The organism is Congregibacter variabilis, from assembly GCF_045689235.1.
GTDB lineage: Bacteria > Pseudomonadota > Gammaproteobacteria > Pseudomonadales > Halieaceae > Congregibacter > Congregibacter variabilis.
On sequence record NZ_CP136864.1, the window covers coordinates 3,489,174 to 3,512,738 of the forward strand.

General features: G+C 53.5%; 22 protein-coding genes. 9 read left to right on the forward strand and 13 right to left on the reverse strand.

What is annotated here, in order from left to right:
• Positions 1-12: 12 nt before the first annotated feature.
• The gene (locus R0135_RS15555) at positions 13-939 is read right to left on the reverse strand and encodes a hypothetical protein (RefSeq protein WP_407347830.1); all 927 of its coding nucleotides are present in this window, start codon (positions 937-939) and stop codon (positions 13-15) included.
• A gap of 209 nt (positions 940-1,148) precedes the next feature.
• On the opposite strand from R0135_RS15555, the gene R0135_RS15560 reads away from it, so the two are divergent.
• The 3 genes from R0135_RS15560 to R0135_RS15570 are packed head-to-tail and all read left to right on the forward strand — an operon-like array spanning position 1,149 to position 4,559.
• Positions 1,149-2,507 carry a hypothetical protein gene (locus R0135_RS15560; protein WP_407347831.1) on the forward strand — a complete coding sequence of 453 codons (1,359 nt, stop codon included), beginning with the start codon at positions 1,149-1,151 and terminating at the stop codon, positions 2,505-2,507.
• Between the two features lie 25 nt (positions 2,508-2,532).
• Positions 2,533-3,597, forward strand: a complete 1,065-nt coding sequence (locus R0135_RS15565; protein ID WP_407347832.1) for a class I SAM-dependent methyltransferase — start codon at positions 2,533-2,535, stop codon at positions 3,595-3,597.
• Positions 3,594-4,559: a glycosyltransferase family 2 protein gene (locus R0135_RS15570; protein ID WP_407347833.1), complete on the forward strand. Its 966-nt coding sequence runs from the start codon at positions 3,594-3,596 to the stop codon at positions 4,557-4,559. Before R0135_RS15565 ends, R0135_RS15570 begins: the two co-directional genes overlap by 4 nt.
• Before the next feature lie 15 nt (positions 4,560-4,574).
• Here the strand turns inward: R0135_RS15570 and dxs are convergent, their stop codons facing one another.
• Entirely contained in the window at positions 4,575-6,521 is a 1,947-nt protein-coding gene (gene dxs, locus R0135_RS15575) for a 1-deoxy-D-xylulose-5-phosphate synthase (RefSeq protein WP_407349937.1), read from the reverse strand.
• Positions 6,522-6,557: 36 nt separating this feature from the next.
• The gene (locus R0135_RS15580) at positions 6,558-7,301 is read right to left on the reverse strand and encodes a hypothetical protein (protein ID WP_407347834.1); all 744 of its coding nucleotides are present in this window, start codon (positions 7,299-7,301) and stop codon (positions 6,558-6,560) included.
• Between the two features lie 141 nt (positions 7,302-7,442).
• Here R0135_RS15580 and R0135_RS15585 point away from each other — a divergent pair, with 141 nt between their 5' ends.
• The 3 genes from R0135_RS15585 to R0135_RS15595 are packed head-to-tail and all read left to right on the forward strand — an operon-like array spanning position 7,443 to position 10,716.
• A complete protein-coding gene (locus tag R0135_RS15585; protein WP_407347835.1) occupies positions 7,443-8,642 on the forward strand; it encodes a GGDEF domain-containing protein in 1,200 nt (399 codons plus the stop codon).
• Positions 8,642-9,778, forward strand: a complete 1,137-nt coding sequence (locus R0135_RS15590) for a glycosyltransferase (protein WP_407347836.1) — start codon at positions 8,642-8,644, stop codon at positions 9,776-9,778. The genes R0135_RS15585 and R0135_RS15590 overlap by 1 nt, the downstream gene beginning before the upstream one ends.
• The gene (locus tag R0135_RS15595; protein WP_407347837.1) at positions 9,778-10,716 is read left to right on the forward strand and encodes a glycosyltransferase; all 939 of its coding nucleotides are present in this window, start codon (positions 9,778-9,780) and stop codon (positions 10,714-10,716) included. The genes R0135_RS15590 and R0135_RS15595 overlap by 1 nt, the downstream gene beginning before the upstream one ends.
• A 154-nt stretch (positions 10,717-10,870) precedes the next feature.
• Here the strand turns inward: R0135_RS15595 and R0135_RS15600 are convergent, their stop codons facing one another.
• Together R0135_RS15600 and yrfG are read right to left on the reverse strand one after the other, a co-directional pair.
• Positions 10,871-11,272 carry an RNA-binding S4 domain-containing protein gene (locus R0135_RS15600; protein ID WP_407347838.1) on the reverse strand — a complete coding sequence of 134 codons (402 nt, stop codon included), beginning with the start codon at positions 11,270-11,272 and terminating at the stop codon, positions 10,871-10,873.
• The gene (gene yrfG, locus R0135_RS15605; protein ID WP_407347839.1) at positions 11,269-11,931 is read right to left on the reverse strand and encodes a GMP/IMP nucleotidase; all 663 of its coding nucleotides are present in this window, start codon (positions 11,929-11,931) and stop codon (positions 11,269-11,271) included. Before yrfG ends, R0135_RS15600 begins: the two co-directional genes overlap by 4 nt.
• 23 nt (positions 11,932-11,954) lie before the next feature.
• Here yrfG and cysQ point away from each other — a divergent pair, with 23 nt between their 5' ends.
• The 3 genes from cysQ (at position 11,955) to R0135_RS15620 (ending at position 14,433) form a co-directional block, all read left to right on the forward strand.
• The gene (gene cysQ, locus R0135_RS15610) at positions 11,955-12,809 is read left to right on the forward strand and encodes a 3'(2'),5'-bisphosphate nucleotidase CysQ (RefSeq protein ID WP_407347840.1); all 855 of its coding nucleotides are present in this window, start codon (positions 11,955-11,957) and stop codon (positions 12,807-12,809) included.
• Positions 12,810-12,919: 110 nt separating this feature from the next.
• The gene (locus tag R0135_RS15615; protein WP_405271743.1) at positions 12,920-13,165 is read left to right on the forward strand and encodes a YdcH family protein; all 246 of its coding nucleotides are present in this window, start codon (positions 12,920-12,922) and stop codon (positions 13,163-13,165) included.
• 26 nt (positions 13,166-13,191) lie between these two features.
• The gene (locus R0135_RS15620) at positions 13,192-14,433 is read left to right on the forward strand and encodes a sterol desaturase family protein (RefSeq protein ID WP_407347841.1); all 1,242 of its coding nucleotides are present in this window, start codon (positions 13,192-13,194) and stop codon (positions 14,431-14,433) included.
• A gap of 1 nt (position 14,434) precedes the next feature.
• Here the strand turns inward: R0135_RS15620 and R0135_RS15625 are convergent, their stop codons facing one another.
• Genes R0135_RS15625 through R0135_RS15660 form a run of 8 tightly spaced genes read right to left on the reverse strand, consistent with a single transcriptional unit; the run spans position 14,435 to position 23,470 of the window.
• On the reverse strand, positions 14,435-16,036 hold the full coding sequence (locus R0135_RS15625; protein WP_407347842.1) for a cation:proton antiporter: 1,602 nt from the start codon (positions 16,034-16,036) through the stop codon (positions 14,435-14,437).
• Positions 16,029-16,457: a hypothetical protein gene (locus tag R0135_RS15630; protein ID WP_407347843.1), complete on the reverse strand. Its 429-nt coding sequence runs from the start codon at positions 16,455-16,457 to the stop codon at positions 16,029-16,031. Before R0135_RS15630 ends, R0135_RS15625 begins: the two co-directional genes overlap by 8 nt.
• 53 nt (positions 16,458-16,510) lie before the next feature.
• On the reverse strand, positions 16,511-17,416 hold the full coding sequence (locus R0135_RS15635; RefSeq protein WP_407347844.1) for a hydroxymethylglutaryl-CoA lyase: 906 nt from the start codon (positions 17,414-17,416) through the stop codon (positions 16,511-16,513).
• Positions 17,416-19,413, reverse strand: coding sequence for an acetyl/propionyl/methylcrotonyl-CoA carboxylase subunit alpha (locus R0135_RS15640; protein ID WP_407347845.1), 1,998 nt, complete (start codon positions 19,411-19,413; stop codon positions 17,416-17,418). The genes R0135_RS15635 and R0135_RS15640 overlap by 1 nt, the downstream gene beginning before the upstream one ends.
• A complete protein-coding gene (locus R0135_RS15645) occupies positions 19,413-20,222 on the reverse strand; it encodes an enoyl-CoA hydratase/isomerase family protein (protein ID WP_407347846.1) in 810 nt (269 codons plus the stop codon). Before R0135_RS15645 ends, R0135_RS15640 begins: the two co-directional genes overlap by 1 nt.
• Positions 20,223-20,234: 12 nt before the next feature.
• Complete coding sequence (locus R0135_RS15650; RefSeq protein WP_407347847.1) at positions 20,235-21,842, reverse strand: carboxyl transferase domain-containing protein; 1,608 nt, start codon at positions 21,840-21,842, stop codon at positions 20,235-20,237.
• A 10-nt stretch (positions 21,843-21,852) separates the two neighbouring features.
• On the reverse strand, positions 21,853-23,022 hold the full coding sequence (locus tag R0135_RS15655; RefSeq protein WP_407347848.1) for an isovaleryl-CoA dehydrogenase: 1,170 nt from the start codon (positions 23,020-23,022) through the stop codon (positions 21,853-21,855).
• Between the two features lie 19 nt (positions 23,023-23,041).
• Positions 23,042-23,470, reverse strand: a complete 429-nt coding sequence (locus R0135_RS15660) for a MerR family transcriptional regulator (protein WP_407347849.1) — start codon at positions 23,468-23,470, stop codon at positions 23,042-23,044.
• Positions 23,471-23,565 lie beyond the last annotated feature (95 nt).

Consider the following 23,565-nt stretch of genomic DNA (forward strand, 5'->3'; position numbering starts at 1 on the left):
TCTACTGAGTGTCTACCCGCCGTGCACAGCATCAAATTTCTGTGCGTCAAACTTATCCGACGAGAATGGGCTGAGTTTTAGATAATTTGCGTCCACAGTTAAATATTCACTGTTATTCGCGCGGCCGGATTCAGCAGGGAGGGACCTCGCTACCACCACTATGTGGAGAGGACTTAACAACTCTATAGATTCAATTTGGTAGTTGCTGTAATCAAGCATCTGCGCAACTAAGGGGGCGGTGAATACGTGGTGGTGTAGCCCGCGCACGGCTAGGTTTGCGCGTGCTTGCACTGCAAACTCTTCGACACTTTTTGCTCCGGGGTCTTTTGTAAAGTCATGGTAATTAAGAATTTCATCCAAATGAGTTAGATCATCTTCGCCCGTGTCATTTACAAAATCTTCAATGAGGTGATCGATAGCAGTCGTGCTGCGTTTATGATCAAAGGTTCCTTCCTTGTGGGGGACGACTAATAGCAGTAATCCGTTTTCTGTGAGTGCGTTCTTCCAATCGTTGAGTGCCGCAATGGGATTCGCGAGATGCTCGATGACGTGAGATGAAATTAAGCACTCATAGGGTCTGTTGATGATATTACTGAGCTGACTGGCTTCTCCAAAAAATTGATACCCATTAGCTTTACCTTTGCAGTAGGAAAAGGTGTCACCAGGCTCTGTATTTTCGCTCCAGATCGTATTTGGAGAGAACGTGCAATTGTCTACCGATTGCGCAACTGTGTAGACAGGCAAAATACCTCTGTGGGAAAAAATACTACTGGGTCCACCCACTTCGATTACATCACGTCCAGACATCTCGCCCCTGAGCGCAGGCCAAGACGCTGCACGGAGTGGTCTGAAATAATGAAAAGCTGCTTTTGCGACGGCCAATATGCCTTTCTCTCGCAGTAATTTTCCTGCCCTATATGTCAATTTGAAACTTTGCATTGCGCCTTCTGAGATAATGCCGTGAGCGAGCTATTGATTGATTATTTAAGAGTATTAATTTTCATCCCGCTTTGCTAATGAGTGCTATCGTTGGGACTTAAGCGGCAGTACGCAGGATGAGCTCTTGAACCGCGAATGGCGAGTAGTTTTTTCCTGAGCGTAATTTATCTGCGCGCCGGTTTAGTAAGCTTTTGAGGTTCTTTGTAGTCATGGCGGTAAGGGTGGGAAGGAACGCTGCGTTTAACGCGGCTGGTGTTGTTGTCCCAGCTCTTTGCGGTGTTTTAGCCATGCCGGTGTTACTGGAAAACATGGGTTTAGAGAGGGTAGGAATATTCGCTCTATTGCTGGGTTTTTACGGTTTTTCTGGTTTTTTTGACTTTGGTCTTAGCCGAGCCCTAACGCAGTCTGTTGCAGCGAATGACGGGTTCGTCCACGCGAAACAAAAGATCGAATCCGCCGTTGTTAAGGTTCTCATGGCGTCGCTCATACTAGGCACTTTGTGGGCGTGTCTTTTTTACCTGTCTGCAGATTTACTCACGTTGCGTGTCTTCCGCTTGGACGATGCATTGCAGATTGAAGCTGCCTCGGCAATGCGCTGGTTCGCTGTTTCACTCCCACCTCTTCTTTTGTCGGGATGCGCTGTAGGGGTGCTTGAGGGCCTTCAGCTCTTCGGTAAAGTGAATCTTCTCAGAGTTCCGCTGAGTGTATCGATGATCATTGTCCCCGCTGTCTGGAGCTCCTTTAATCCAGGCCTGGATAGTGTGCTTGTCGGCATGGTCGGACTGCGTGTTCTGGCGTTAGTGTTCTGGTTACTGTTGGTTAAGAGCGCAATTCATAGAATATCGGATTACAAGGAAGCCCGTATTTCGTCCTCGACGACAAAAAGCCTATGGCAATTTTCCGCTTGGCTGTCTATCTCCAACCTAGTTGGACCGATCATTGGCTACTCAGATCGCTTTTATCTCGCAATCGTTTATCCGATGCAGTATCTCGCTTATTACACGGTGCCGCTGGATACCTTAATGCGTGCTATGGGAGTGCCTTCTGCGGCAGCGAACGCAGTGTTTCCAGCGATCGCGCGCGCGGGCGTTGACTCAGTAGAAACTGCCGCCCTGTTCAAGGGCGCGATCTTTGTAACCGCGTGCTTTTGGGCTTTGCCGCTAATCGTCCTTTCAAGCATTCTTCCCATGGTCCTTGAGCTATGGGTGGGACCTGCGTTCAGGGAGAACTCACTAGAGCTTACGCGCTGGTTGATTTTGGGCGTGATGTTGAACGGTTTTTCGCATATTCCCTACGCGTTAATGCATGCGGCCGGAAGAACTGACCTGACGGCACGCCTGCACTTATTGCAATTACCGCTCTACTTTTTGATGCTTTGGGTGTTGGTCTCTCGCCTGGGTGCAGAGGGTGCTGCTATAGCTTGGTCAGCCAGAATACTTGTCGATGCAATGATGCTCTATGCGGTGGCATTTACTCAATTCAAACTGGCCAAAGGCTTGGTCCGAGTGTCAGTCTTGGTGCCAATCGTTATGATTATTATCTTTGGTATTAGTGTTTATGCTTTTTAGAGGCAGCCTGTAAGTGGAAGCGTCCGTGAGTGCATCTACAAACCCGACCTCCTGGCCCAATTCGGGACTCGATGCTGTTCCTTGTTGCCCGGTCTGTGATTCGGGTAACCGACGCCTGATGTATAAGGGACTCACCGATATACTATTGGGCGTGGCGCCCGGTGAGTGGAATCTTTACCAGTGTTTGAGTTGTGCGACGGCCTGGATTGACCCTCGTCCTAGTCCGGCAACCATAGTTATGGCCTATCGGGACTACATAACCCATGAGAATCAATCTTCTACCGTAAATTCGAATTCCGGGTTTATGCGACGCTTTGTTCGAGGCCTGTTGAATGACTATCGAGCTTGTCACTACAACGATAATCGTACTCCGACCATTTTAGGTGGGCGATGGGTAGTGCTGCTGTTCCACTCTATGAAAACGTCCATCGACGCTAATTACCGACATCTTACCCCGCAGACTGATGCTGTCGGACGACTGCTGGACTACGGCTGTGCTAATGGTGAATTTCTTACTATCGCCAAATCTATGGGCTGGTCAGCAGAGGGTGTCGATTTTGATCCCGTAGCGGTCAGCCTGGCGCGAGCTAGAGGGCTTGATGTTGCGCTGATTGAGGCTGGAGAAATGCTGGAAGGTACGGGCCTTTACGATGTAATTACGCTATCACATGTGCTCGAGCATGTTCACGATCCGGTGCACCTTATTAGTGATTTGTTCCGCCTGTTAAAGCCGGGTGGCGTTTTATGGCTGGAGACGCCGAATATTTCCAGCTTTGGCCATCGCGCTTTTGGCCGATTTTGGCGCGGGCTTGAGCCACCCAGGCACCTTACACTCTTTTCTTCCAACACACTGAAACGCGTACTATTGCGTGCGGGTTTTGATGATGTTGAGGCGCTATGGCACGGTCTGTCTGCTTTTGTGATGTTTCCCGAGAGTGACGCGTTGAAACGAGGGGGTAGGCGGCCTAAGACATTGTTGGGTGGCGTGAGCCTTTTTCTAAAGCGACTGTTCTTTGAATTTATAGACTGGGTGAGTCCCAGCTCACGTGAGTTTATTACCTTGGTTGCGCGCAAGCCGGGCGACCAATGATTGCTGCAGTAGTTGTGACTTTTAATCCGATGCCTGGGCAATTTGAATTGCTCCTCAAAGTACTCGTATCGCAAGTTGATCTGTTGTGTGTGGTTGACAATAGCCCTTCATCAAACAACACAGTAGCAGATGTGTTAATCAGTTGCGGCTTGGGCTTCGATCAAGTTCGAGTGGTCCGTTTGGGAAGAAATGCTGGTATAGCGACGGCCCTTAACATCGGTATCGAAATTGGCTTATCTGAAGGCGCCGAGTTTCTTTTACTTAGCGATCAGGACAGTCTTCCGGCAAGCGATATGGTGAAAAGCTTAGCGAGGAGCTTGGAGGGGCTATTATCTGAGGGCGAAAAAGTTGCTGCTGTTGGGCCTGTTTTTCAAGAGTGCAACACCGATAAAGTTCACCCATTTCAAGTGCAGATCCCTGGGCATCTTTTTTATGGTCATGGATTTGCCTCTGCCGAATCACCCCTCGTCGATGCACTTACACTGATTACTTCGGGTTGTTTGATCCAGGCTGCGGCTATCCGCGACGTAGGGCTGATGAGGGACGAGTATTTTGTGGATGGCGTAGACTTGGAGTGGTCGCATCGTGCCCGTGCTAAGGGCTATAGGCTGGTTGGCGTTAATGGGGCAACGATGCGGCATGAGATGGGCGAAGACAGGCTTAGAGTATGGTATCTGCGTTGGAGAATGGAGGCAGAGTATCCTCCGCTTCGACTCTATTACCGAGTCAGAAATTTGATTGCCTTGACTCGCGAAAGCTATGTTGACCTGAGTTGGAAGCTACGTAATTCCTGGGCCATAGCCGGGGTGGTTTACTCGCATTTGATATTTGGTACTCGGCGGCTAGATTCTTTGAAGATGGTTTGTGTGGGTCTTTGGCATGGTGTGGTCGGCAAAATGGGGCCGTACAGCATGAGTGTGAAAGACGGAGCGTCTGATTTGAGGCCTACAGGACTCGATTGATCGTCTTACTGGTGATTATGAGGCGTGATAAACCACCGTATCATTTGCGCTTGCCTTGAGAGAAATTAGTGGGCGGTTCTGGATGTACGTCACAATAGCGTCAGCGGATATTAGTGATTCTTCGCGAAGAGCAGCTTGATTGCCATGCTCTATAAAATTGTCGGCAATGCCGAAATGCTTAATAGGGCAGAGGATGTCGTTTCGGCAAAGTAGCTCAGCCACCGCAGACCCCGCACCACCAGCGACAGCGTTCTCTTCAAGGGTAATTAACAAGTCATGACTGCTAGCCAGCTCCAGTATGAGTTCTTCATCCAGAGGCTTGATCCAACGCATGTCTACCACCGTTGCATCGAGCTCCTCTCCGGCTTTCATGGCTTCCGAAAACAAGGCACCAAAATTCAGGATCGCCACTCCCTGGCCGGGTCGAACAAGGACGGCTTTGCCTATGGGTAACTCGGTCATTGTTTCTTCGATCAAAGAGCCTGGGCCCGTCCCTCGAGGATAGCGAATGGCAGCCGGGCCGGCGTGACGGTAAGCGGTGTATAGCATTTGACGGCATTCGTTTTCGTCTGACGGCGCGCCGATAACCATATTTGGAATGCAGCGTAGGTAGCTGATGTCAAAAGCCCCGTGATGCGTTGGCCCGTCCTGACCCACCAGGCCGGCGCGATCGATCGCAAAGGTGACATCGAGCTTTTGAATAGCGACATCGTGTATGAGCTGGTCATAGGCTCTTTGTAAAAATGTTGAGTAGATGGCGACCACGGGCTTGGCGCCCTCACAGGCCATGCCCGCAGCAAGGGTCACCGCATGTTGTTCGGCGATGGCAACATCAAAAAAGCGTTCTGGATACTGCTGAGCGTAGGTCACCATTCCCGATCCTTCGCACATGGCAGGTGTAATTGCCAATAGACGATCATCTACTGCAGCCATGTCACACAGCCATTGCCCAAAAACGTCTTGATACTTGACCTTTTTGAGAGTCGGTATGGGCGGTGGGGGAGGTGCTTCGTCAGCTTCGAGCGTAGGCTTAATTTCGAGTTTGTTAATGGCATGGAAGCCAATGGGATCCGCTTCTGCCGGAGAGTAGCCCTTGCCTTTCATAGTTAAGACATGCAAAAACTGCGGGCCCTTGAGGTCGCGCATATTCTCGAGCGTTTGCACGAGTTGCGGCAGGTCGTGCCCATCTATAGGACCGATGTAATGCCAGCCCAGCTCCTCAAACAAAGTGCCTGGAGCTACCATTCCTTTCATATGCTCCTCTGTACGCTTCGCCAGATCCCAGGCGGGCTTGATTTTCTTTAAGGCTCGCTTGCCGCCTTCGCGCATACTGATATAGGTCTTGCTGGCCCAGATTTTTGCGAAGTATTTGGCCAGGCCACCGGTGTTTCTCCCGATGGACATCTGATTGTCGTTCAAAATGACCAGCATGTTGGGTCTGACGTCACCGGCATGCGCCAAGGCTTCAAAGGCCATGCCGCCGGTTATGGCGCCGTCGCCAATAACCGCGACGACGCGGCGGGGGTCATTTTCTCGAGCTGCGGCCAGCGCCATGCCCATTGCCGCCGAAATACTGGTGGAAGAGTGTCCCACCCCAAAGGTGTCGTATTCGCTCTCGCTGCGTTTTGGAAAGCCTGCAAGCCCTCCTGCCTGGCGTATGGTATTCATACGCTGCATGCGCCCGGTAAGAATCTTGTGCGGATAGGCTTGATGTCCCACGTCCCAAACGATGCGGTCTCTTGGCGTATCGAACACACGATGTAGAGCTATGGTTAGCTCAACCACGCCCAGGCCCGCACCAAAGTGACCGCCAGACTGCCCGGCGCTATACAGAAGATAGGAGCGCAGCTCGTCCGGGAGCGCCTGCAATTCGTCTTCGCTTAGCTGGGAAAAGTCCACGCCCTGATCAATCTTGTCGAGAGCAGGGGTAGATGGGCGCGCTATGGGGAGTTCATCAAACATCGCGAAATTGTAGCTCAAATTACGCGGCGTTGGTGGCTATTGTGATGCTGTCTTTAGGTGCTCACGCTCTTGCCGTGTTTTGATCTCAGTGGCCAGAAGCAGCGATATACGTTCGTAGCCACTGGGACTCAGGTTGACGCCGTCGCCACGGTAATAGGCAGGGTTGGGCGTTCCATCCATCCTGCTTAAAATAGGATTGGGGTCGATAATCGTGAGGTCCGGCAGTTCCTCTTCAAGTGGTTTGATAGTCTTGCTGATTAGTGAGATACGCTCGCGGTCCTCAGGATGTAAGGGCATCTGCACCGGCGCGATCACATAGCGCCAGCTGCTGGCGCCGTACTCCTCATCGAGATCAAGAAGGGCACGCAGACTGTTTTTGAAGTCGCTGGGTGTCTTTTCGTCACGCAAATGAAGGTCCGCATACCCGGGAAAGACCACGAGAATATCCGGGCGGTAAAAGGCTGCCAATCGGTCATAATGATGAATAAGATCTTCTAAAGTAGCATCTCCCAATGGCCGCAGGAGAGTGGCTTTTGGCAGAAGGCTCACGGCGAGGTCTTTCCATAGGCGCACGCGATGACCGCCGATGACTACCACCGGTTCGTTGGGTATGACGGCGTCAAGATCGGAGGTGATCAGCGCGGAGATCTCGCCGTCCCAGACTTCTGGAGACGGATCAAGGTAGGTACTAATATCGCGAGAAACCATCAGCGCCACGTGAATCAGTGGTATGCAGAGCAATAGCCCTGCCAGCGTTCGCAGTGTGTTCCATTGATACATAGCGTATCCCCCGATATTCTGAGCTAAGTGTGTCCCAGCCGGCAGGGTCCGGCAATGACCCATCCGTGCCCTTGTGATGAAGGTCTCACCCCTAAAATGGATGCTTACCGGTAGGCCGGTGCTACGTGTAAACTTTTACCTATGATTTATTTGCGCAACATTCCCGAGGAAGAGCTCTTCTGTGCTCAGCTTGAGCTGCTCATGCAGCATGGGCGGGTGGCATCGATGATGGCCAACCTTATTGGGGTGATTGCGGTCATGGGTCTACTTTGGCCCTATTTTGACGCCGGAGACCTTTTGCTCTGGGGCTTTGGCATCCTGATCCTGTTACTGCTTAGGTCCTTGCACATGAGTGCTGCGCTGTCAGATCGACGCTACCTGAGTCGACCGAAAAAACTGTTCTGGCAGCTTGTTGCGGGGTCAGCGGCGACCGGTCTGATTTGGTCCGGGACCTATATTCTGGTAAGTCCCTATCTCCCGGTCACTATTCAGTATTTGTTGTTACTGATCGTGGTGTTTATTGCTGCTATTTCTCTGGCGGTAATGGTCGTAATCAGAGAGTACTTTCTCGCTTTTACCTTTTCTGCCCTGTGGCCTATCGCCTGGTGGAGCCTGGCGAATTTCTGGGATCAACCTTATAACCTGCTTCTTGGATTCCTGCTTCTGGCACTTACCGGACTGCTCACGGCAGCGAGCAACGGAATCCACGATACCTTTCGGCGCATGCTGAGCTTGAACTGGCAGCAGGAAGCCATGGCACGGGAGCTTGGCCAGATCACGAACTCTTTGCGAGACCGAAATCTTCAGCTCCAGGAGGCACGGCGTCAACTTACCGATCTGGCGAACATTGACGAGCTTACAGGTCTGGGTAATCGCCGTTTGATTAACCAGACCTTACGAGAAGAGGTCAATCGTGCGCGACGCTCTCATGGATGGGTGTCAGTGATTCTCATTGATGTCGACTTCTTTAAAAAATATAACGATACCTATGGCCACCCTGCGGGTGATGAGGTGCTGCGTCGCATTGGAGATATCATGCAGCGGGCAACGGCTCGAGCTGGTGAGGTTGCCGGACGCTACGGCGGTGAGGAATTTATTCTGGTCTTGCCCGGTGCACGAGCGCCCGAAGCCCTTCGCACTGCAGAACGTTTAAAGCGTTTGGTGTACGAGGAGAATATTCCCCATAGCGACTCAGAGGTTTCCGATCGAATCAGTATCTCTCAGGGTGTTCTTTCGATCATGCCGGATGAGGATGTGGATCCCGGGGTGTTGGTAGATAGAGCTGACGCTGCGCTCTATGAGGCTAAACGAGAGGGGCGCGACAAGATCGCTGTGGTGTGATGTCTGACTCATTCGCTATGCCTCAACGCCTGGCCGTGTTTGGTGCCTATAGCGATCACGATCTGTATCAGCGAAATCGAATACTTGTAAATATTCTCGAAGAGCTCAGTGGAGAGACGCTTTATATCCGCCCTGAAACACGCTCGTCAGGACATGGATTCTCTTCGGGTAAGACCCTCTTTGGGCGATTGGGGAAGTTGCTGCAAGATAGCTGGTCCCTGTGGTCGCAGCGCGCTTTACTGAAAGATTGCGACACGATCTTTGTTCCTTATCCAGCCTACATCGACATAGTCATACTGTGGATTTCAGGTCAGACGCGGCATAAGCGAGTGATAGCCGACGCTTTTTTGGAGCTGCACAGCACCGTTGTAGAGGATCGCAAACTCATTCCCGAAAAGTCGCTGCGGGCTCGGATGCTCGTGGCCTTTCAGCGCTTTACCCTGGGTAAAGCCGATGTGGTCTTGATCGACACTGCCGAACAGGCTGTTCTACTAAGGCAGTATCTTGCGGGCACGGACACGCAGGTCGCTGAAATACCGGTGGGTATTGATGAATCAGTTTGGCTGCCATTGAGGGCTCATACCTATAGCAAGTCCCTGGAAGTTCTTTTCTGGGGAACGTTCATTCCGCTGCATGGTGTTGAGGTGATTATTGAGGCCGTAAGAATACTGCAGCATCAAAAGTTTCCAGTGAATTTGACCTTGATAGGCAATGGACAAACCGCAGATAGGGTTGCCAGTCTACTGAAGGCTCAACCACTGCAGGGTTTGGTTTGGCATCGAGAGTTGATGGATGTTTCAGCGATTGTAGACCTGGCTCGTTCTTCAGACGTGACTTTGGGTGTCTTCGCCAACTCGGTGAAGGCGGGAGCGGTTGTGCCCTACAAGGTTCATCAGTCTTTGGCCATGAACAGACCACTAGTAACCCGTGAGGCCTCTACGTTCTCGGGTATCGCTGATCAGCGCAAGGGGCTATATGTGGTTCCATCAGAGGACCCGGCTGCACTCGCGTCTGCTCTGCGAGACATCGCTGAAAGGCTTATGCAGGGCTGGAGTGCTAGTACGCGGGAAATCTATGAAGAGAGTTTTGCCAATTCCGTGATCGCATCACGACTTAAGGTGGAGCTGTCTCGCTAATGTCCGTGCCCAGGCAGTTTGCAGTTATTTTGTGTGCGCACAATGGCGGGATGTATATCGACGAGCAGCTTTCCTCTTTGAGCCAGCAGACACGCGCGCCAGACTTCGTGGAGGTGCATGACTGGAATAGTGCCGACAATACCGTATCCAGAGTGAGCGCTTGGCTAGACGAGGTGGATCATCCAGACACTTGCCGGTTGATTGAACATGATTCGTCTCCGGGACCGACTCACAGCTTCATCGCCGCCTCACGCATTGCTCTAAACAATAATCCAAGCGCAACACACTTTATGTTTTGCGACCAGGATGATATCTGGCATGGCCAGCGTATTGAGCGCTACGAGCGAGTATTAGAGGAAAGTAAGCGCGATATTCACCTTCTCTTTAGTGATGCCCGCGTAGTCGATGAGCTGGGGCAGCTCATTCATAGCTCCTTCTACAAGCACCGTAGATCGCCGTATACGTTTCCAGTTGATCTTGAAAGCCCTGACATAGCCCTGGTTAATCCCGCTCTCGGGTTTACCTTGTGCTTGTCGAGACACCTGCTCGAACTATTGCTGTCACATGCCAGCGCGCCTTGGCAAATGCACGACTGGGGCGCGGTGATTCTGTGCAGAGTGTACGGACTGGATTCATTATTTCTGCCTGAGGCCTTGGCTGACTATCGTCAGCACAGCAACAATCTGCGCGGCGCGCCGTCAATGGCTGGGATCAGAGAACGAGTCGCTCGGCTGGGGAGTCGTATGCAGTACTTGAGCGCGCTTAATCGGTGGAAGGCGGAGTTGCATGATTCCAAAGCGACGACAGCTTCTGTGATCCCTAAAAACAAAAGCGCGGCTATACTTGCTGTGCTGCAATCCCGAAACCTGAAGCTATGGTATCGATTGCTTCTTTGCTCGATTCTTTTGGTGATAAAAGTTGGCGTCGATTCTCTATGATCCACACATAGTGGTTGTGGAGACCGGTAGTCAAACGCTGCATCGTTACGACCGCATCTCGTTCTCCGATGTGGGGCGTTTTTAAACGCTGGGCGCGTAAATGGGTGCCGCGAATGATCGCGGCCCTATGAAAAGCTGGCCGCCGCTGAAGGGATCACTCATCATTGAGATTCTGAAAGCGATGAATCTGCCGCCTCGCTCTTTTATCTGGTTTTTTCGCCGGACGTCCAATCATGCCGCCGGCAAGCTTTCTTGCCTGGGCTGATTGCTCGCGCCGGGCAATACTTTCCCCGGTCTCCAGATAAAGTGCCTGGGCCTCTGGCGCTCCGCGGCGCTGATCACTCAACGCCATAACAATAATGTCCCGCTCGTCCCAGCCTTGGCGAATGCGAAGCTGATCGCCCACGCTGATCTCTCGGGAAACTTTTACCCGCTGGCCTTCGAGTTGAACCTTTCCGCCTTCTATGGCCGCTTTGGCCAGACTTCTGGTCTTGAAAAAGCGGGCGGCCCAAAGCCACTTATCCACCCGCAGCTTTGCGGTGGATCCTTCGGTCATGGAAGCACCTCAGGCATGATTTCGTCGAAGTGGTGTATACCCGGAAATCGAGTATCCATCCGCTTCTGCTGGGAGCTGTCTGGCTGCAATAGTGTCAGTAGATGCCGTATTCCATAAGTCTGTGCGGCATCAAGTACCGACTCCGTGTCGTCGATAAACAAGGTTGTTTCGGGGTCAAAAGGATGCAGTTCCTGCAGGCGCTCCCAGAATACCTGCTGCTCTTTGGGAGCCTGGAGATCGTGGGATACAACGATGTGATCAAACCAGTCGGTAATATCGACTTCAGCCATTTTGATGTTCAGGGTTTCTCTATGCGCGTTGGTAACCAGGAGGACATCCATGGGTTGTGTGTGTAGCCAGCGAAGAAACTCAAGAGAGTAGGGGCGCATGCGGATCATGTGCTTGATCTCGCGCTTGAGCAGTGGGATGTCCATATCCAGCTCTTGTGACCAATGATCCAGGCAGTACCAGGGAAGAGACCCCCGAACAGATGTAAAGCTGTCGTGGAGATGTGCCATGGCTTCGGCTTCGGGAATGCCTCGTGCCTGCGCATAGGCACGGGGCAGATACTCCATCCAGAAATGGTTATCGTAATGGAGGTCAAGCAGGGTGCCGTCCATGTCCAACAGCACCGTGCGAATGTTAGGCCAGTCAATCATCGCTGGGTGCTATAGTAGCGCTTATGCAAATAACTGGGCACCCGTCATCGTCGCGGGACAAAATCTGGGCGCTTCTAGACCTTTGCAAGAGCGCCTCCCAGAGCATACTTGCGTGTTACAACGATGAGGCAAGCTCGGGTCTGTTGCTCAGCAAAGAAGATCGGACGCCACTTACGCAGGCTGATCTCGCTTCTCATCAGATCCTAAGCGGGGGACTTCACCGCTTAAAGCCAGAACTTCCTTTACTTTCCGAAGAATGCAGCCCGGAGGAAATAGCCGATCGACACGATTGGGATTCCTTTTGGATGGTTGATCCATTGGATGGGACCCGGGAGTTTTTGGAGAGAACCGGCGAGTTCACCATTAACATTGCGCTGATCGAGGCTCAACGACCGGTGCTGGGGCTTATTTACGAGCCACTCTCGCAATCGGGTAGCCTGGGAATAGTGGGCGAGGGTGCCTGGCGACTCAGATTAGAGGCGGGATCCTGGAATAGCAGGCCATTGGCCACCCGAGCACTCCCCGCTAGAGAGATGGTCATTCTTGCCAGTCGGCGTCACCGTAATCCCCGTTTAGACCAATGTTTGGAGCTTTTGAGCGCAACGCATGACTTATCTCGTAAAAACAGCGGTAGCGCATTAAAGTTTTGTGATCTGGCTGCCGGACGGGGGGATTGTTACCCGCGGTTCTCTCCCTGCAGTGAGTGGGATGTTGCAGCGGGAGACGCTTTGGTGACCGCTGCGGGGGGTATGGTTTTGGGTCTTGATGGTTCACCCTTGCTGTACAACGCAAGAGACACGCTGCTCAGTCCACACTTTGTGGCAGTGGGAGATAGATCATCTTCGCTATGGCATGAACTGCTTGAGTGCATGGTATGAACAGATTTATAAGTGATTGGCATGGGTAAGACGGGCCTTGTCTACAGACGAGGGCGCGGTTATCTTTTACGATCTTCTTACAGTGCTATTGAAGGCGGGAATTGCGGTACATGAACTGGCCACCGGGCAAGGAACCAGATGCTGACGCTGAAGCCGCAAATGAGGTTTTGACGCCTGCCATGAGGCTACTCCAGCTGCAAACTCGGCACAGGGCGCTGGATACGCGTATCGCCGAGATGCAACTGTATCCTTACCAGAATCAGATTCTTCTTCAGCGTTTGAAGAAAGAAAAGCTGCGCCTCAAAGACACTATTGCGCTTCTTAAAGACGATATGATTCCGGATCTCGACGCCTAGGGCGTCTTTTCTTCGATTACTCCGCTATGGATCTTGTAGTCTACGCTGTTCCTTTTTTTATTCTTGCCATGGTGCTGGAGCTGCTCTGGGGTTTGCGTGTCGGCCGGAACACCTATCGCGTCAACGATGCGGTAAGCAGTCTTTTTTTGGGAACGCTCAGCCAGGCCAGGAAGTTCGTTACTCTGGGCGTGGGCGGTTATGTTTACCACCTCACCAGCGAACACTTCTCTTTGTCATTGATGAGTAGCAAGAGTATCTGGACCTGGGTGCTTGCGACCGTTCTCTACGACCTCTGTTATTACTGGTTGCATCGTCTAGGCCACGAAAGAGCAATTTTGTGGGCCGCACACGTAGCGCATCATCAGAGTGAAGACTACAACCTGTCTACGGCTCTGCGCCAAACCAGTACCGGGTTTTTGCTGGGCTGGGTTTTTTATATACCCATGTTTGCCTTGGGGGTGCCGGCAGAGGTGGTTGTCACCGTCGGTTCTATCAACCTTATCTATCAGTTTTGGGTGCACACCGAGCATGTGGGCAAGTTGGGATGGTATGAGTGGGTGTTTGTTACGCCTTCGAATCATCGAGTGCATCACGCGCAGAACGAACGCTATCTGGATCGGAACTATGGTGGTCTGTTTATTCTTTGGGACCGCTTGTTTGGGACTTTTCAGGAAGAGCTCGAATCGGACCCTCCCATTTATGGAATCAAAGGCCCGCTACGCAGCTTCAACCCCCTTCGAGCTTTGACGCACATCTACGCAGAGTTGTTCAGCGACAGTTGGAACGCGCAGCGCTGGCGCGACAAATTGCATGTCTGGGTCGCCCGAACTGGGTGGCGGCCAGCTGATCTTGAGGCCTCTGATCCACGTGCAAAACCGAGGCTGGCAGATTTTGTGCGCTTTGATCCACCTACAAATTTGTCAGTGCGGGTTTACGCCCTGTTTCAGCTCGTCATCGTAGTGGCATTGCTTGGGTACCTTCAGGCTGGCGTTGTAACAAGCTACCTCGCGAGCGCGTGCTTGGTCCTCGCAATGTTGTTGACGACTATTACTACTGCTTTTTGGATCGAGGGTCGAGCGCCGTTGATCAATATGCGATGGGATCTTCTGCGATTGGGAATCTTTGCGCTTGGACTTGTGATGACGCCCGGTCTTGGAGTGTTTGCAGCTGTTACCGCTGCTTATCTGATAATCAACGTCTTGTTTGTGTTGGTGGTGTTTTGGTTTTCCAGCGAAGCGGGAACTGACGGATCCATCAACGCTGCCTAGTCTAGCTACCGGGCTCTTCAGTTTCATTGACGTCGCGATCGGCGGATCTTCTTTCTCGCAGACCCTGCGCTGCATGAGCAGCAAACCCTTCTCCCGCTTGCGCGTAAAGATTGAACGCCGAAATTCCCTTGGCTTCCAGTGCAGTAGCCTCCTCGTCAAATCGCACAACGGCAGCGATGCGCCCCGTGTAACCCAATTCCCGAAGCAGGTCCGCAACCAGCATGTTTTCCTGATGATTGGTTAAGGCAAGCATCACAAGCTCCAGTTGATCCAGCGCGACCCGATGCCAAAAATCAGGGTCACTGGCATCCGCTGCGGCTACACGTCGATGCATTGCATGATGCTGAGCAAGCTTCCGGTCGTTGTCATCGATACCCAGAACCTGCTCGCCGTAACTGCGCGCTATTGCCTCGTAGGCACCAGTCCCGATGTTGCCCATTCCTAGCACCAATACACGAACGTTGCTTGTGTCGGGACGTTGCGCTCGCACCAAAGGCGATTCATGGCGGAGCAGGCGCAGTCGATGACGGCGGTACATGGTATGAGACAGTCGGTTCAAAGGTGAGGCGACCAGAAAACTCACCGCAATAGCGATTGACATAGCACTGCTCCACTCTGGTTTGACCCAACCTTGCGTTGCTGCGACAGCGATTACAATCAGGCCGAATTCGCTGTGGTTTGCAAGGCTGTTAGAGGCAAGGAGCGCGGTGCGCGGGGCTACATGGAATCGTGTGAACAGCGGAAAGTACAGTAGTGGCTTGAGTAAGGCCAAGGCTCCGAGTGCGAAGGCCAGGATCATCAGGCTTGGAGAGGGCCAGCCCCCCAGTCCAATAGATAAAAAGAAGCCCACGAGAAACAGGTCTTTGAAGTAAAGCAGATTGCGTGCAAGCTCCTTGCCCTTTTGCTCGCCAGCGAGCAGCACACCGATCAACAAAGCGCCAAGATCACCTTTGACGCCTACACTGTCAAAGAGCTGGGCGCCCAGAATAGCGAGGGCAAAGCCAGCCAGAGTAAAGAGTTCTCCGTGACCAGCGAGTCTGAGCAGACGCACTATGGGTCGCCGGGCTGGGAGGAGCAACAAGAGCCACAGCGCTGATAATTCAGGCACCTTGCCCGTGGATGCGGCAAGAAAGAGTACCGCGGCAAGATCCTGAATGATAAGCACACCAATGGCGAGATTGGCGTGTCGCGATGCCATTTCACCGCGTTCCTGCATGATCTGAATGACAAACACGGTGCTGGAAAAGCTGAAGGCGAAAGCTATGACCAAATTACTGGTGATAGACAGCCCCAGACCAGGCATCAATTGTCCTGCCAGGCTGAGAAAGGCCAGAATCACCAACTGCGTGACCAGCATATGGATAACCGTCGTACCCCAGATTCGCGGCAGTAGCAGGTCCCGAATCTGCAGTTTTAGGCCAATGCTGAACAGTAAAAGAGTGATTCCCATTTCGGCCAACTTAGCGAGCATTTCGCCGCCACCAACATTTAACTCATGCAGTACAAAGCCGGCCGCCAGATAGCCGATGAGGGCTGGCATGCCGACCGCCCTGCTAGCCATACCGCATATCAATGCGACGATTATCAGCAGCGGATCAGGCATTCTCGCCTCCATGCTCGGTTAGGCTGGGTGGTTGGGGAAAATCGCTGGAATTTTTCATTCCTGGCTCTACTTTCTGATATTCGGGATGCAGGGAGGCCCATAAGGAGGGTATGCAAAGCAGGGCAATTGTAAGGTCGCTTGCAATGCGAAGGAGTTCCCAGGCCGGTATGTCCAGCGGGTAGAGGCCGAACCAGCCGCGCAGTGGTGGCAATGTGATAGCTAGAAACAGCGAGAAACGCGATATTCCAAAGAGACCGAGTCCCAGAAGCAAATAAAGCGTTCCGGTAAGCGCGGTTAGCAGTAGGGTCGTGCTTGTGGGCAGTAGCCAAAGCGAGAAGCACTGGCTGGCTCCGGACAATATGGCGATGATAGCCGCCAGATTGCGGAGTTTTTTCGGGTCTGTGTCTGGGTGCACTATCACACGGGAAACGTTACCACAGAGCAGCGCTGCAGGACCGAAGAATAGACAGGTCGCTAGCTACTTCTGGCTTTGGCAACGGCGGACTGGCTGGCACGTCCGAGTTTGTTGCACACCGACGCACCTACGGTGATCAATGCATCAAGATCAACCCCTGTTTTTATACCCAGTCCCTGGAGCATATACACGACATCTTCAGTGGCCACGTTGCCGCTGGCGCCGGTGGCATAGGGACAGCCGCCAAGGCCAGCTACGGAGCTATCAACACGCGTAATACCGTGTTGTAAGCCCACCAGAATGTTAGCCAGTGCCTGTCCATAACTGTTATGACAGTGCAATGCGAGTTTGCCGGCGGTGAGCGCGGGAATCAGTGCGCTTAGCAGGCTGTCCATGGAGCCCGGCGTACCCGTGCCGATGGTATCTCCCAGGGAAACTTCGTAGCATCCAAGGGTCAAAAGTTCTTCGCTGACTGAGAGCACAGCACTGGGGCTGATTCGACCCTCATAGGGGCAGCCAAGTACACAGGACACATAGCCGCGCACAGCAACACCTTCGGTTTTTGCCGCGTCCATAACCGTGCGAAAGCGTTCAATGCTTTCGCTGATGGAGCAATTGATATTGCGTTGGGAAAATGACTCCGAAGCGGCAGCGAACACAGCCACTTCACTGGCGCCGGCCTCCATTGCCCGCTCAAAGCCCTGGAGATTAGGCGTTAGCGCCGCATAGGTGACACCCGATGTCCGTGCAATTTTCTTGAACACATCGGCGCTGTCGGCCATCTGTGGTATCCAACGCGGATTGACGAAACTTCCGGTTTCTACGTAGCGAAGTCCCGCCGCTACGAGCCCCTCTACCAGCGTAACTTTGTCCTCGGTTGGCAGCGGCGTGCTCTCATTTTGAAGACCATCGCGTGGTCCGACTTCTATCAGGGACACCTCTGGGGGATAACTGGCGCTGCTCATTACTCTTTGGCCTCAGGCTCAAAGTCCACCAGGCTTGCGCCGCGATCCACCAGGTCTCCGGGCTCGCAGCGAAATCCATTAACTCGGCCTGCGGCGGGTGCTCGCAATGTTTGCTCCATTTTCATTGCCTCAATCACCACAACGGGATCGCCTGCTTCGACGGTCGTTCCAGGCTCCACAAGAAGCGCGACCACGGTGCCGTGCATGGGGGCAGCGAATTCACTGTCGCCTGCGGCAGCGACACTCGAATCCGCAACCAGAAGCTGTTTCTCTGAAAAGCGAAACGCACCGTCATCCCAAAACACGGTGAACTCTGCGTCTTCTCGGGCAAAGCTTCCGCGAAAGCGATGGCCGTCGAGCTCCAACATCAGGACATCGTCCTTGAGGTTCCCGCGGATTGTGGCTGTTTCGTCATCCAGGAGTAGTTCCAGATAGTCGCCGCGGTCCACGAGTTCCACCAGATAGTCTTCGCCATGACAATGAACATCAAAGCGCTGACGATGGGGGGTATTCATACGCCAGCCCCGACTGTCCGCCCAGGGCGAAAACTTATCGTTGCCCGGACTTTGATTAGCACTGCGTCGTAATGACAGCAATGCCAGAGCCGCGGCTGCCAGGTCACGATTCTTCTGCGCGGGAGGTGCGCGGAACAGGTCTTCGCTATGGCGTTCAATAAAATGGGTATCCAGATCGCAGTGCGCAAATGCGGGCAAAGCAGCGATGTTGTACAAAAAGGCAATATTACTGGCCGGCCCGGCAACGCGGAAGGCGCTGAGGGCGCGGGTGAGGCGTCTCCGGGCTTCTTCTCGGGTATCGCCATGCACAATGAGTTTGGCAATCATCGGGTCGTAGTAGGGACTGATCTCGCTGCCCTCAATGACGCCAGTGTCTATGCGTAATGAGGGCCCTTCGGGGGGTAGGCGCAGATAACTGATAATGCCCGTGGACGGGAGAAAGCCTTGTTCCGTGTCTTCAGCGTAAATGCGTGCTTCCATCGCATGCCCGTCCACACGAATCTCACTCTGACTGAGTGGCAGGGGCTCATTGGAGGCGACGCGCAGTTGCCACTCGACAAGGTCCTGCCCTGTAATCATTTCGGTGACCGGGTGCTCTACCTGCAGCCGGGTGTTCATTTCCATAAAGAAAAACTGCTGGGAAGAATCCAGCAGAAACTCCACGGTACCGGCTCCCAGATAGTCGATGGCACGGGCGGCCTCCACCGCTGCCTCGCCCATGGCCCGACGCAGTTCGTCGCTGAGTCCGGGGGCGGGGGCTTCTTCTATAACCTTTTGGTGGCGCCGCTGGATAGAGCAGTCTCGTTCCGCCAGGTAGACGCCGTTGCCATGGGCGTCACAAAAAACCTGAACTTCCACGTGTCGGGGACGCTGTATGAGTTTCTCGATGAGCATACGGTCATCACCAAAGCTGGCAGCTGATTCGCGTCTGGCTGCCGCCAGAGCCTCATTGAACTCACCTGCCTCGTTAACCGCCCGCATGCCTTTGCCGCCGCCGCCGGCGGTGGCTTTGAGCAGGACAGGGTAACCCATGGCATCGGCCTGCTGACGAAGAACCTCATCACTTTGGTCGTCGCCGTGATAGCCGGGAATCAGTGGGACCCCCGCTTGTGCCATGATTGCTTTGGCACGGGACTTGGAGCCCATTGATTCGATGGCCGCTGCGGTGGGTCCGATAAAAACAATGCCTGCTGTCTCACAAGCGCGGGCAAATTCTGCATTTTCGGAAAGAAACCCGTAGCCCGGGTGGATGGCCTCACTGCCGGTTTCTTTTGCAGCGTTCAGGATTCGTTCCTGATTAAGATAAGACAGCGCTGCTGCTGATTCGCCGATGTGCACTGCCTGGTCGGCTAATTGTACGTGCAGAGCATTCCGATCAGCATCGGAATATACCGCGACGGTGCGTATGCCCAAGGCACGGGCTGTATGGATAACGCGGCAGGCGATCTCGCCGCGATTGGCTATAAGTATTCGGTTAAACATTAGCTGTTGCTCCCTGTGGCCCAGCTCGGTGCGCGCTTCTGGAGAAAAGCCTGCAAGCCTTCCTGACCTTCACCCGATACACGGATATGAGCGATGCGTGCACTGGTATCGTCGATCATTCGGGCGTCCACGGGTTTACCCGCGACTTCTCGAATCAGCAGTTTTGCTGCGCCCATAGCTTGCGGGCCGTTTCGAAGAAGAGATTCGACGGTAGCCTCAATGCGACTGTCGAGTAGCTCTGCATCGCAGCATTCATGAACGAGGTGAATATTTTCGGCACGCTCAGCATCGAAACGCTCGGCGGTGAGAAACAAGCGGCGGGCCCAGCGGGCGCCGATGGCCTCGATAACGTGGGGTCCTATGGTTGCCGGGATAAGACCTATGCGCGTTTCCGTAAATCCGAACAATGCAGTTCGCGCAGCAATTGCGATATCGCAGCAGCTGACTAATCCCACGGCGCCACCAAAGGCATTGCCCTGCACGCGAGCGATGGTGGGTTGTGGCAGAGTTTTTAGAGTCTGCAACATCGTCGCCAGACCGCGAGCGTCGTCAAGATTATGCCCGTAATCGTACTCTGCCATGCGTTGCATCCAGGCAAGATCGGCGCCGGCCGAGAAGCTTTTGCCTTCGGCCTGAAGGATCACGACCCGAACATCGGCCCTGGCTGCCAGGGCATCAAAGTGCGACTGCATGTGCGCGATCATGCTGTCGTCAAATGCATTGTGTTTGTCGGGACGCTCGAGGCTTACCCTGGCAATGCCGCGGGCATCTACTGTGCAACTGACGAAGGATTGCGTATCTGAGCTCATTATTTATCCGCCCTACATGCGGAACACGCCGAAGCGTGATTCCGTCACTGGTGCATTAAGTGCTGCAGATAGAGCCAATGCCAGCACCTGACGTGTATCGACAGGATCGATAACGCCGTCGTCCCACAGGCGTGCAGACGCGTAGAAGGGGTGTCCCTGAGTTTCGTAGCGATCGAGGATGGGCTGTTTGAATTCGGCCTCTTCATCGTCACTCATACTCTCGTTGCGTCGGGCTAGTTGGTCCTGTTTCACGGTGGCTAGAACACTTGCAGCTTGCTCTCCCCCCATGACAGAGATGCGCGCGTTGGGCCACATAAACAAAAAGCGAGGATCATAGGAGCGGCCGCACATGGCGTAATTACCAGCGCCAAAGGAGCCGCCAATAATGACCGTGAGTTTGGGCACGTCAGCACAGGCGACAGCGTGAACCATCTTGGCACCGTGGCGCGCGATTCCTTCGGCCTCGTACTCACGGCCCACCATGAAACCGGTAATGTTCTGAAGGAACAGCAAGGGGATTTTGCGCTGGGCGCAAAGCTCTACAAAGTGTGCAGCCTTGACTGCTGACTCTGAGAAAAGAATGCCATTGTTAGCGACGATACCGATGGGGTAGCCATGCAATCGAGCGAAGCCGCATACGATGGTGTCGCCAAACAAGGCCTTGAATTCGTCAAATGCAGAGTCGTCTACCAATCGGGCGATGACCTCCCTTACATCAAAGGGCTGGCGTCGGTCCGCCGGAACGATGCCATAGAGGTCGGTTGCGGGGTAGCGCGGTTCTATGGGCTTTCGAATCTCGATCTCAGCGTGCTTGACACGGTTGAGGTTGGCAACGGACTGGCGAAGCAGTGCGATGGCATGGCGATCATCGTTAGCGTAATGATCTGTTACACCGGATTGGCGACAGTGGACGTCTGCGCCGCCGAGCTCTTCTGCGGTGACGATCTCTCCCGTGGCCGCTTTTACCAATGGTGGACCACCTAAAAAGATAGTGCCTTGCTGGCGAACAATAATCGATTCGTCTGCCATGGCAGGCAGGTATGCGCCGCCTGCGGTGCAGCTGCCAAGGACAGCAGCCAATTGGGGGATTCCTTTGGCGGACATGCGTGCCTGATTGTAAAAAGCACGGCCAAAGTGTTCACGATCGGGAAACACTTCGTCTTGCAATGGCAAGAAGGCGCCACCAGAATCCACGAGGTAAAGACAGGGCAGATTGTTTTGCTCGGCGATAGTCTGTGCGCGGGCTTGCTTCTTGACGGTGAGCGGATAGTAGGTTCCGCCTTTTACTGTCGCATCATTGATGAAGACCATGCACTCTTGCCCGCTAACGCGACCAATGCCGGTGATGAGGCCTGCACCGGGTACATCGTCCTCATAAACTTCATGGGCGGCTAGCTGGGATAGCTCCAGAAACGGTGTTCCCGGGTCCAATAGCGCGTCAAGGCGTTGCCTGGGCAGTAGTTTTCCTCGGGATAAGTGTCGCTCCCGAGCGACTTCGCCGCCACCTTCGCTGATCTTGGCGACCAGCTCTCGAAGTGCCTCGACCTGAATCCGCATCGCACGTTGATTTGCCAGCGCGACACTGTCGTTGGCGTTATATCGGGTTTGAAGAATTGTCATAAGCTAGTACTCAGGCCGAAGCCTTGAAGAGTTCACGTCCAATCAGCATACGCCGAATCTCGGAAGTGCCGGCGCCAATTTCGTACAGTTTGGCGTCCCGCAGGAGGCGTCCTGCGTTTGCCTCGTTGGTGTAGCCATAGCCACCGAGCGCCTGAATAGCCTGTAAGGCGAGCTGTGTGGCTTTCTCAGCGGTGTACAGAATGACCGCAGCACAGTCCTGGCGAGTCTCCTCACCGCGATCACAGGCTGCGGCGACGGTATAGAGGTAAGAGCGGCAAGCGTTGAGGTCAGCATACATATCCGCCAGCTTGCCTTGCATTAACTGGAATTCACCGATGGCCTGGCCGAATTGCTGACGAGTATGCAGGTAGGGGAGTACCTCATCGATACAGGCCTGCATGATGCCCACGGGGCCACCGGAGAGAACCGTGCGCTCATAATCTAATCCGGACATAAGAATCTCTACGCCTTTGCCCTCCTCGCGCAGAATATTCTCGGCAGGGACTTTGCAGTCTTCAAATACGAGCTCGCAGGTGTTCGAGCCCCGCATTCCCAGCTTGTCGAGCTTTGGTGACCGGGAAAACCCCGGGTAGTCGCGCTCGACAATAAAGGCGGTGATTCCGCGGGAACCAGCTTTGACATCGGTTTTGGCATAGATCACATAAACGTCTGCGTCAGGTCCATTAGTGATCCACATTTTTGTACCGTTAAGTACATAGTGATCGCCCTCGCGTCGCGCCTGAAGCTTCATGCTGACCACATCAGAACCGGCGTTGGCTTCGGACATGGCCAGCGCGCCCACGTGCTCACCCGTACAGAGCTTGGGCAAATAGTGAGATCGTTGCGCGTCGCTACCGTGGCGCTGAATCTGATTCAGGCACAGATTGGACATGGCGCCGTAGGATAGGCCCACGGAGCCCGAAGCTCGACTGATCTCTTCCATGACGATTGAGTGTGCGAGGTAACCCATACCGCTGCCACCGTATTCTTCATCAACGGTGATCCCCAGCAGTCCCATGGCACCGAGCTTTGGCCAAAGATCGGCGGGAAAGTCATTATCTTTATCTATCTGGGCGGCGCGGGGTCTGATTTCCTTTTCGCACATCTGGTGCACGGCATCCCTGAGCATGTCGATGTCTTCACCAAGCCCGAAATTAAGAGTGGGGTATCCGGTATTCATACACTGAGCTCCTTGCGCGTCATGCCGTGAGTGTTTCTTCAGCTTTTTTGTTTTGGTGTTTGGTCTGGTGCTTGCTTTGAGCTTCTAGACAAAGACTCTCGACTTCATCCAACGCCGTGAGCATGTCATCCAGATCTCGTCGTTGTTGCTCAAGCGCGGCGCGGCGTTTGCTCACGCGCGCGAGCAAAGATGCCAACTGCGTGGCGTCACTTTCTCCGGGCTGGTGCATGTCGATGATCTCAACACTTTCGGCGAGGCTTAGTCCGATACGTTTACCACGAAGGATGAGGCGAATGCGTGTGCGGTCGGCGGCACTGTATATGCGCCGCTGACCCGAGCGTAAAGGCGTAATGAAGCCTTTTTCTTCGTAGAAACGGATGGTTCGAGTCGAGATCTCGAACTCACGAGACAGCTCAGAGATGCTGAAGTGTTTTTGTGTTGCAGCCATTGCAGAAGAATAGCTGACGTTTACGTTAACGTAAAGTAGTTTTAGGAAAGCAAGTGCTTCGACAAATCAGATATTGAGCTGCGGTTCATCACTGG

Excerpts from the sequence above, each read along its gene's own strand:
- R0135_RS15555 (WP_407347830.1), bottom strand. The coding sequence starts at position 939 with ATGCAAAGTTTCAAATTGACATATAGGGCAGGAAAATTACTGCGAGAG.
- R0135_RS15560 (WP_407347831.1), top strand. The coding sequence starts at position 1,149 with ATGGCGGTAAGGGTGGGAAGGAACGCTGCGTTTAACGCGGCTGGTGTT.
- R0135_RS15570 (WP_407347833.1), top strand. The coding sequence starts at position 3,594 with ATGATTGCTGCAGTAGTTGTGACTTTTAATCCGATGCCTGGGCAATTT.
- dxs (WP_407349937.1), bottom strand. The coding sequence starts at position 6,521 with ATGTTTGATGAACTCCCCATAGCGCGCCCATCTACCCCTGCTCTCGAC.
- R0135_RS15580 (WP_407347834.1), bottom strand. The coding sequence starts at position 7,301 with ATGTATCAATGGAACACACTGCGAACGCTGGCAGGGCTATTGCTCTGC.
- R0135_RS15585 (WP_407347835.1), top strand. The coding sequence starts at position 7,443 with ATGATTTATTTGCGCAACATTCCCGAGGAAGAGCTCTTCTGTGCTCAG.
- R0135_RS15590 (WP_407347836.1), top strand. The coding sequence starts at position 8,642 with ATGTCTGACTCATTCGCTATGCCTCAACGCCTGGCCGTGTTTGGTGCC.
- R0135_RS15595 (WP_407347837.1), top strand. The coding sequence starts at position 9,778 with ATGTCCGTGCCCAGGCAGTTTGCAGTTATTTTGTGTGCGCACAATGGC.
- R0135_RS15600 (WP_407347838.1), bottom strand. The coding sequence starts at position 11,272 with ATGACCGAAGGATCCACCGCAAAGCTGCGGGTGGATAAGTGGCTTTGG.
- yrfG (WP_407347839.1), bottom strand. The coding sequence starts at position 11,931 with ATGATTGACTGGCCTAACATTCGCACGGTGCTGTTGGACATGGACGGC.
- cysQ (WP_407347840.1), top strand. The coding sequence starts at position 11,955 with ATGCAAATAACTGGGCACCCGTCATCGTCGCGGGACAAAATCTGGGCG.
- R0135_RS15615 (WP_405271743.1), top strand. The coding sequence starts at position 12,920 with ATGAACTGGCCACCGGGCAAGGAACCAGATGCTGACGCTGAAGCCGCA.
- R0135_RS15620 (WP_407347841.1), top strand. The coding sequence starts at position 13,192 with ATGGATCTTGTAGTCTACGCTGTTCCTTTTTTTATTCTTGCCATGGTG.
- R0135_RS15625 (WP_407347842.1), bottom strand. The coding sequence starts at position 16,036 with ATGCCTGATCCGCTGCTGATAATCGTCGCATTGATATGCGGTATGGCT.
- R0135_RS15635 (WP_407347844.1), bottom strand. The coding sequence starts at position 17,416 with ATGAGCAGCGCCAGTTATCCCCCAGAGGTGTCCCTGATAGAAGTCGGA.
- R0135_RS15640 (WP_407347845.1), bottom strand. The coding sequence starts at position 19,413 with ATGTTTAACCGAATACTTATAGCCAATCGCGGCGAGATCGCCTGCCGC.
- R0135_RS15645 (WP_407347846.1), bottom strand. The coding sequence starts at position 20,222 with ATGAGCTCAGATACGCAATCCTTCGTCAGTTGCACAGTAGATGCCCGC.
- R0135_RS15650 (WP_407347847.1), bottom strand. The coding sequence starts at position 21,842 with ATGACAATTCTTCAAACCCGATATAACGCCAACGACAGTGTCGCGCTG.
- R0135_RS15655 (WP_407347848.1), bottom strand. The coding sequence starts at position 23,022 with ATGAATACCGGATACCCCACTCTTAATTTCGGGCTTGGTGAAGACATC.
- R0135_RS15660 (WP_407347849.1), bottom strand. The coding sequence starts at position 23,470 with ATGGCTGCAACACAAAAACACTTCAGCATCTCTGAGCTGTCTCGTGAG.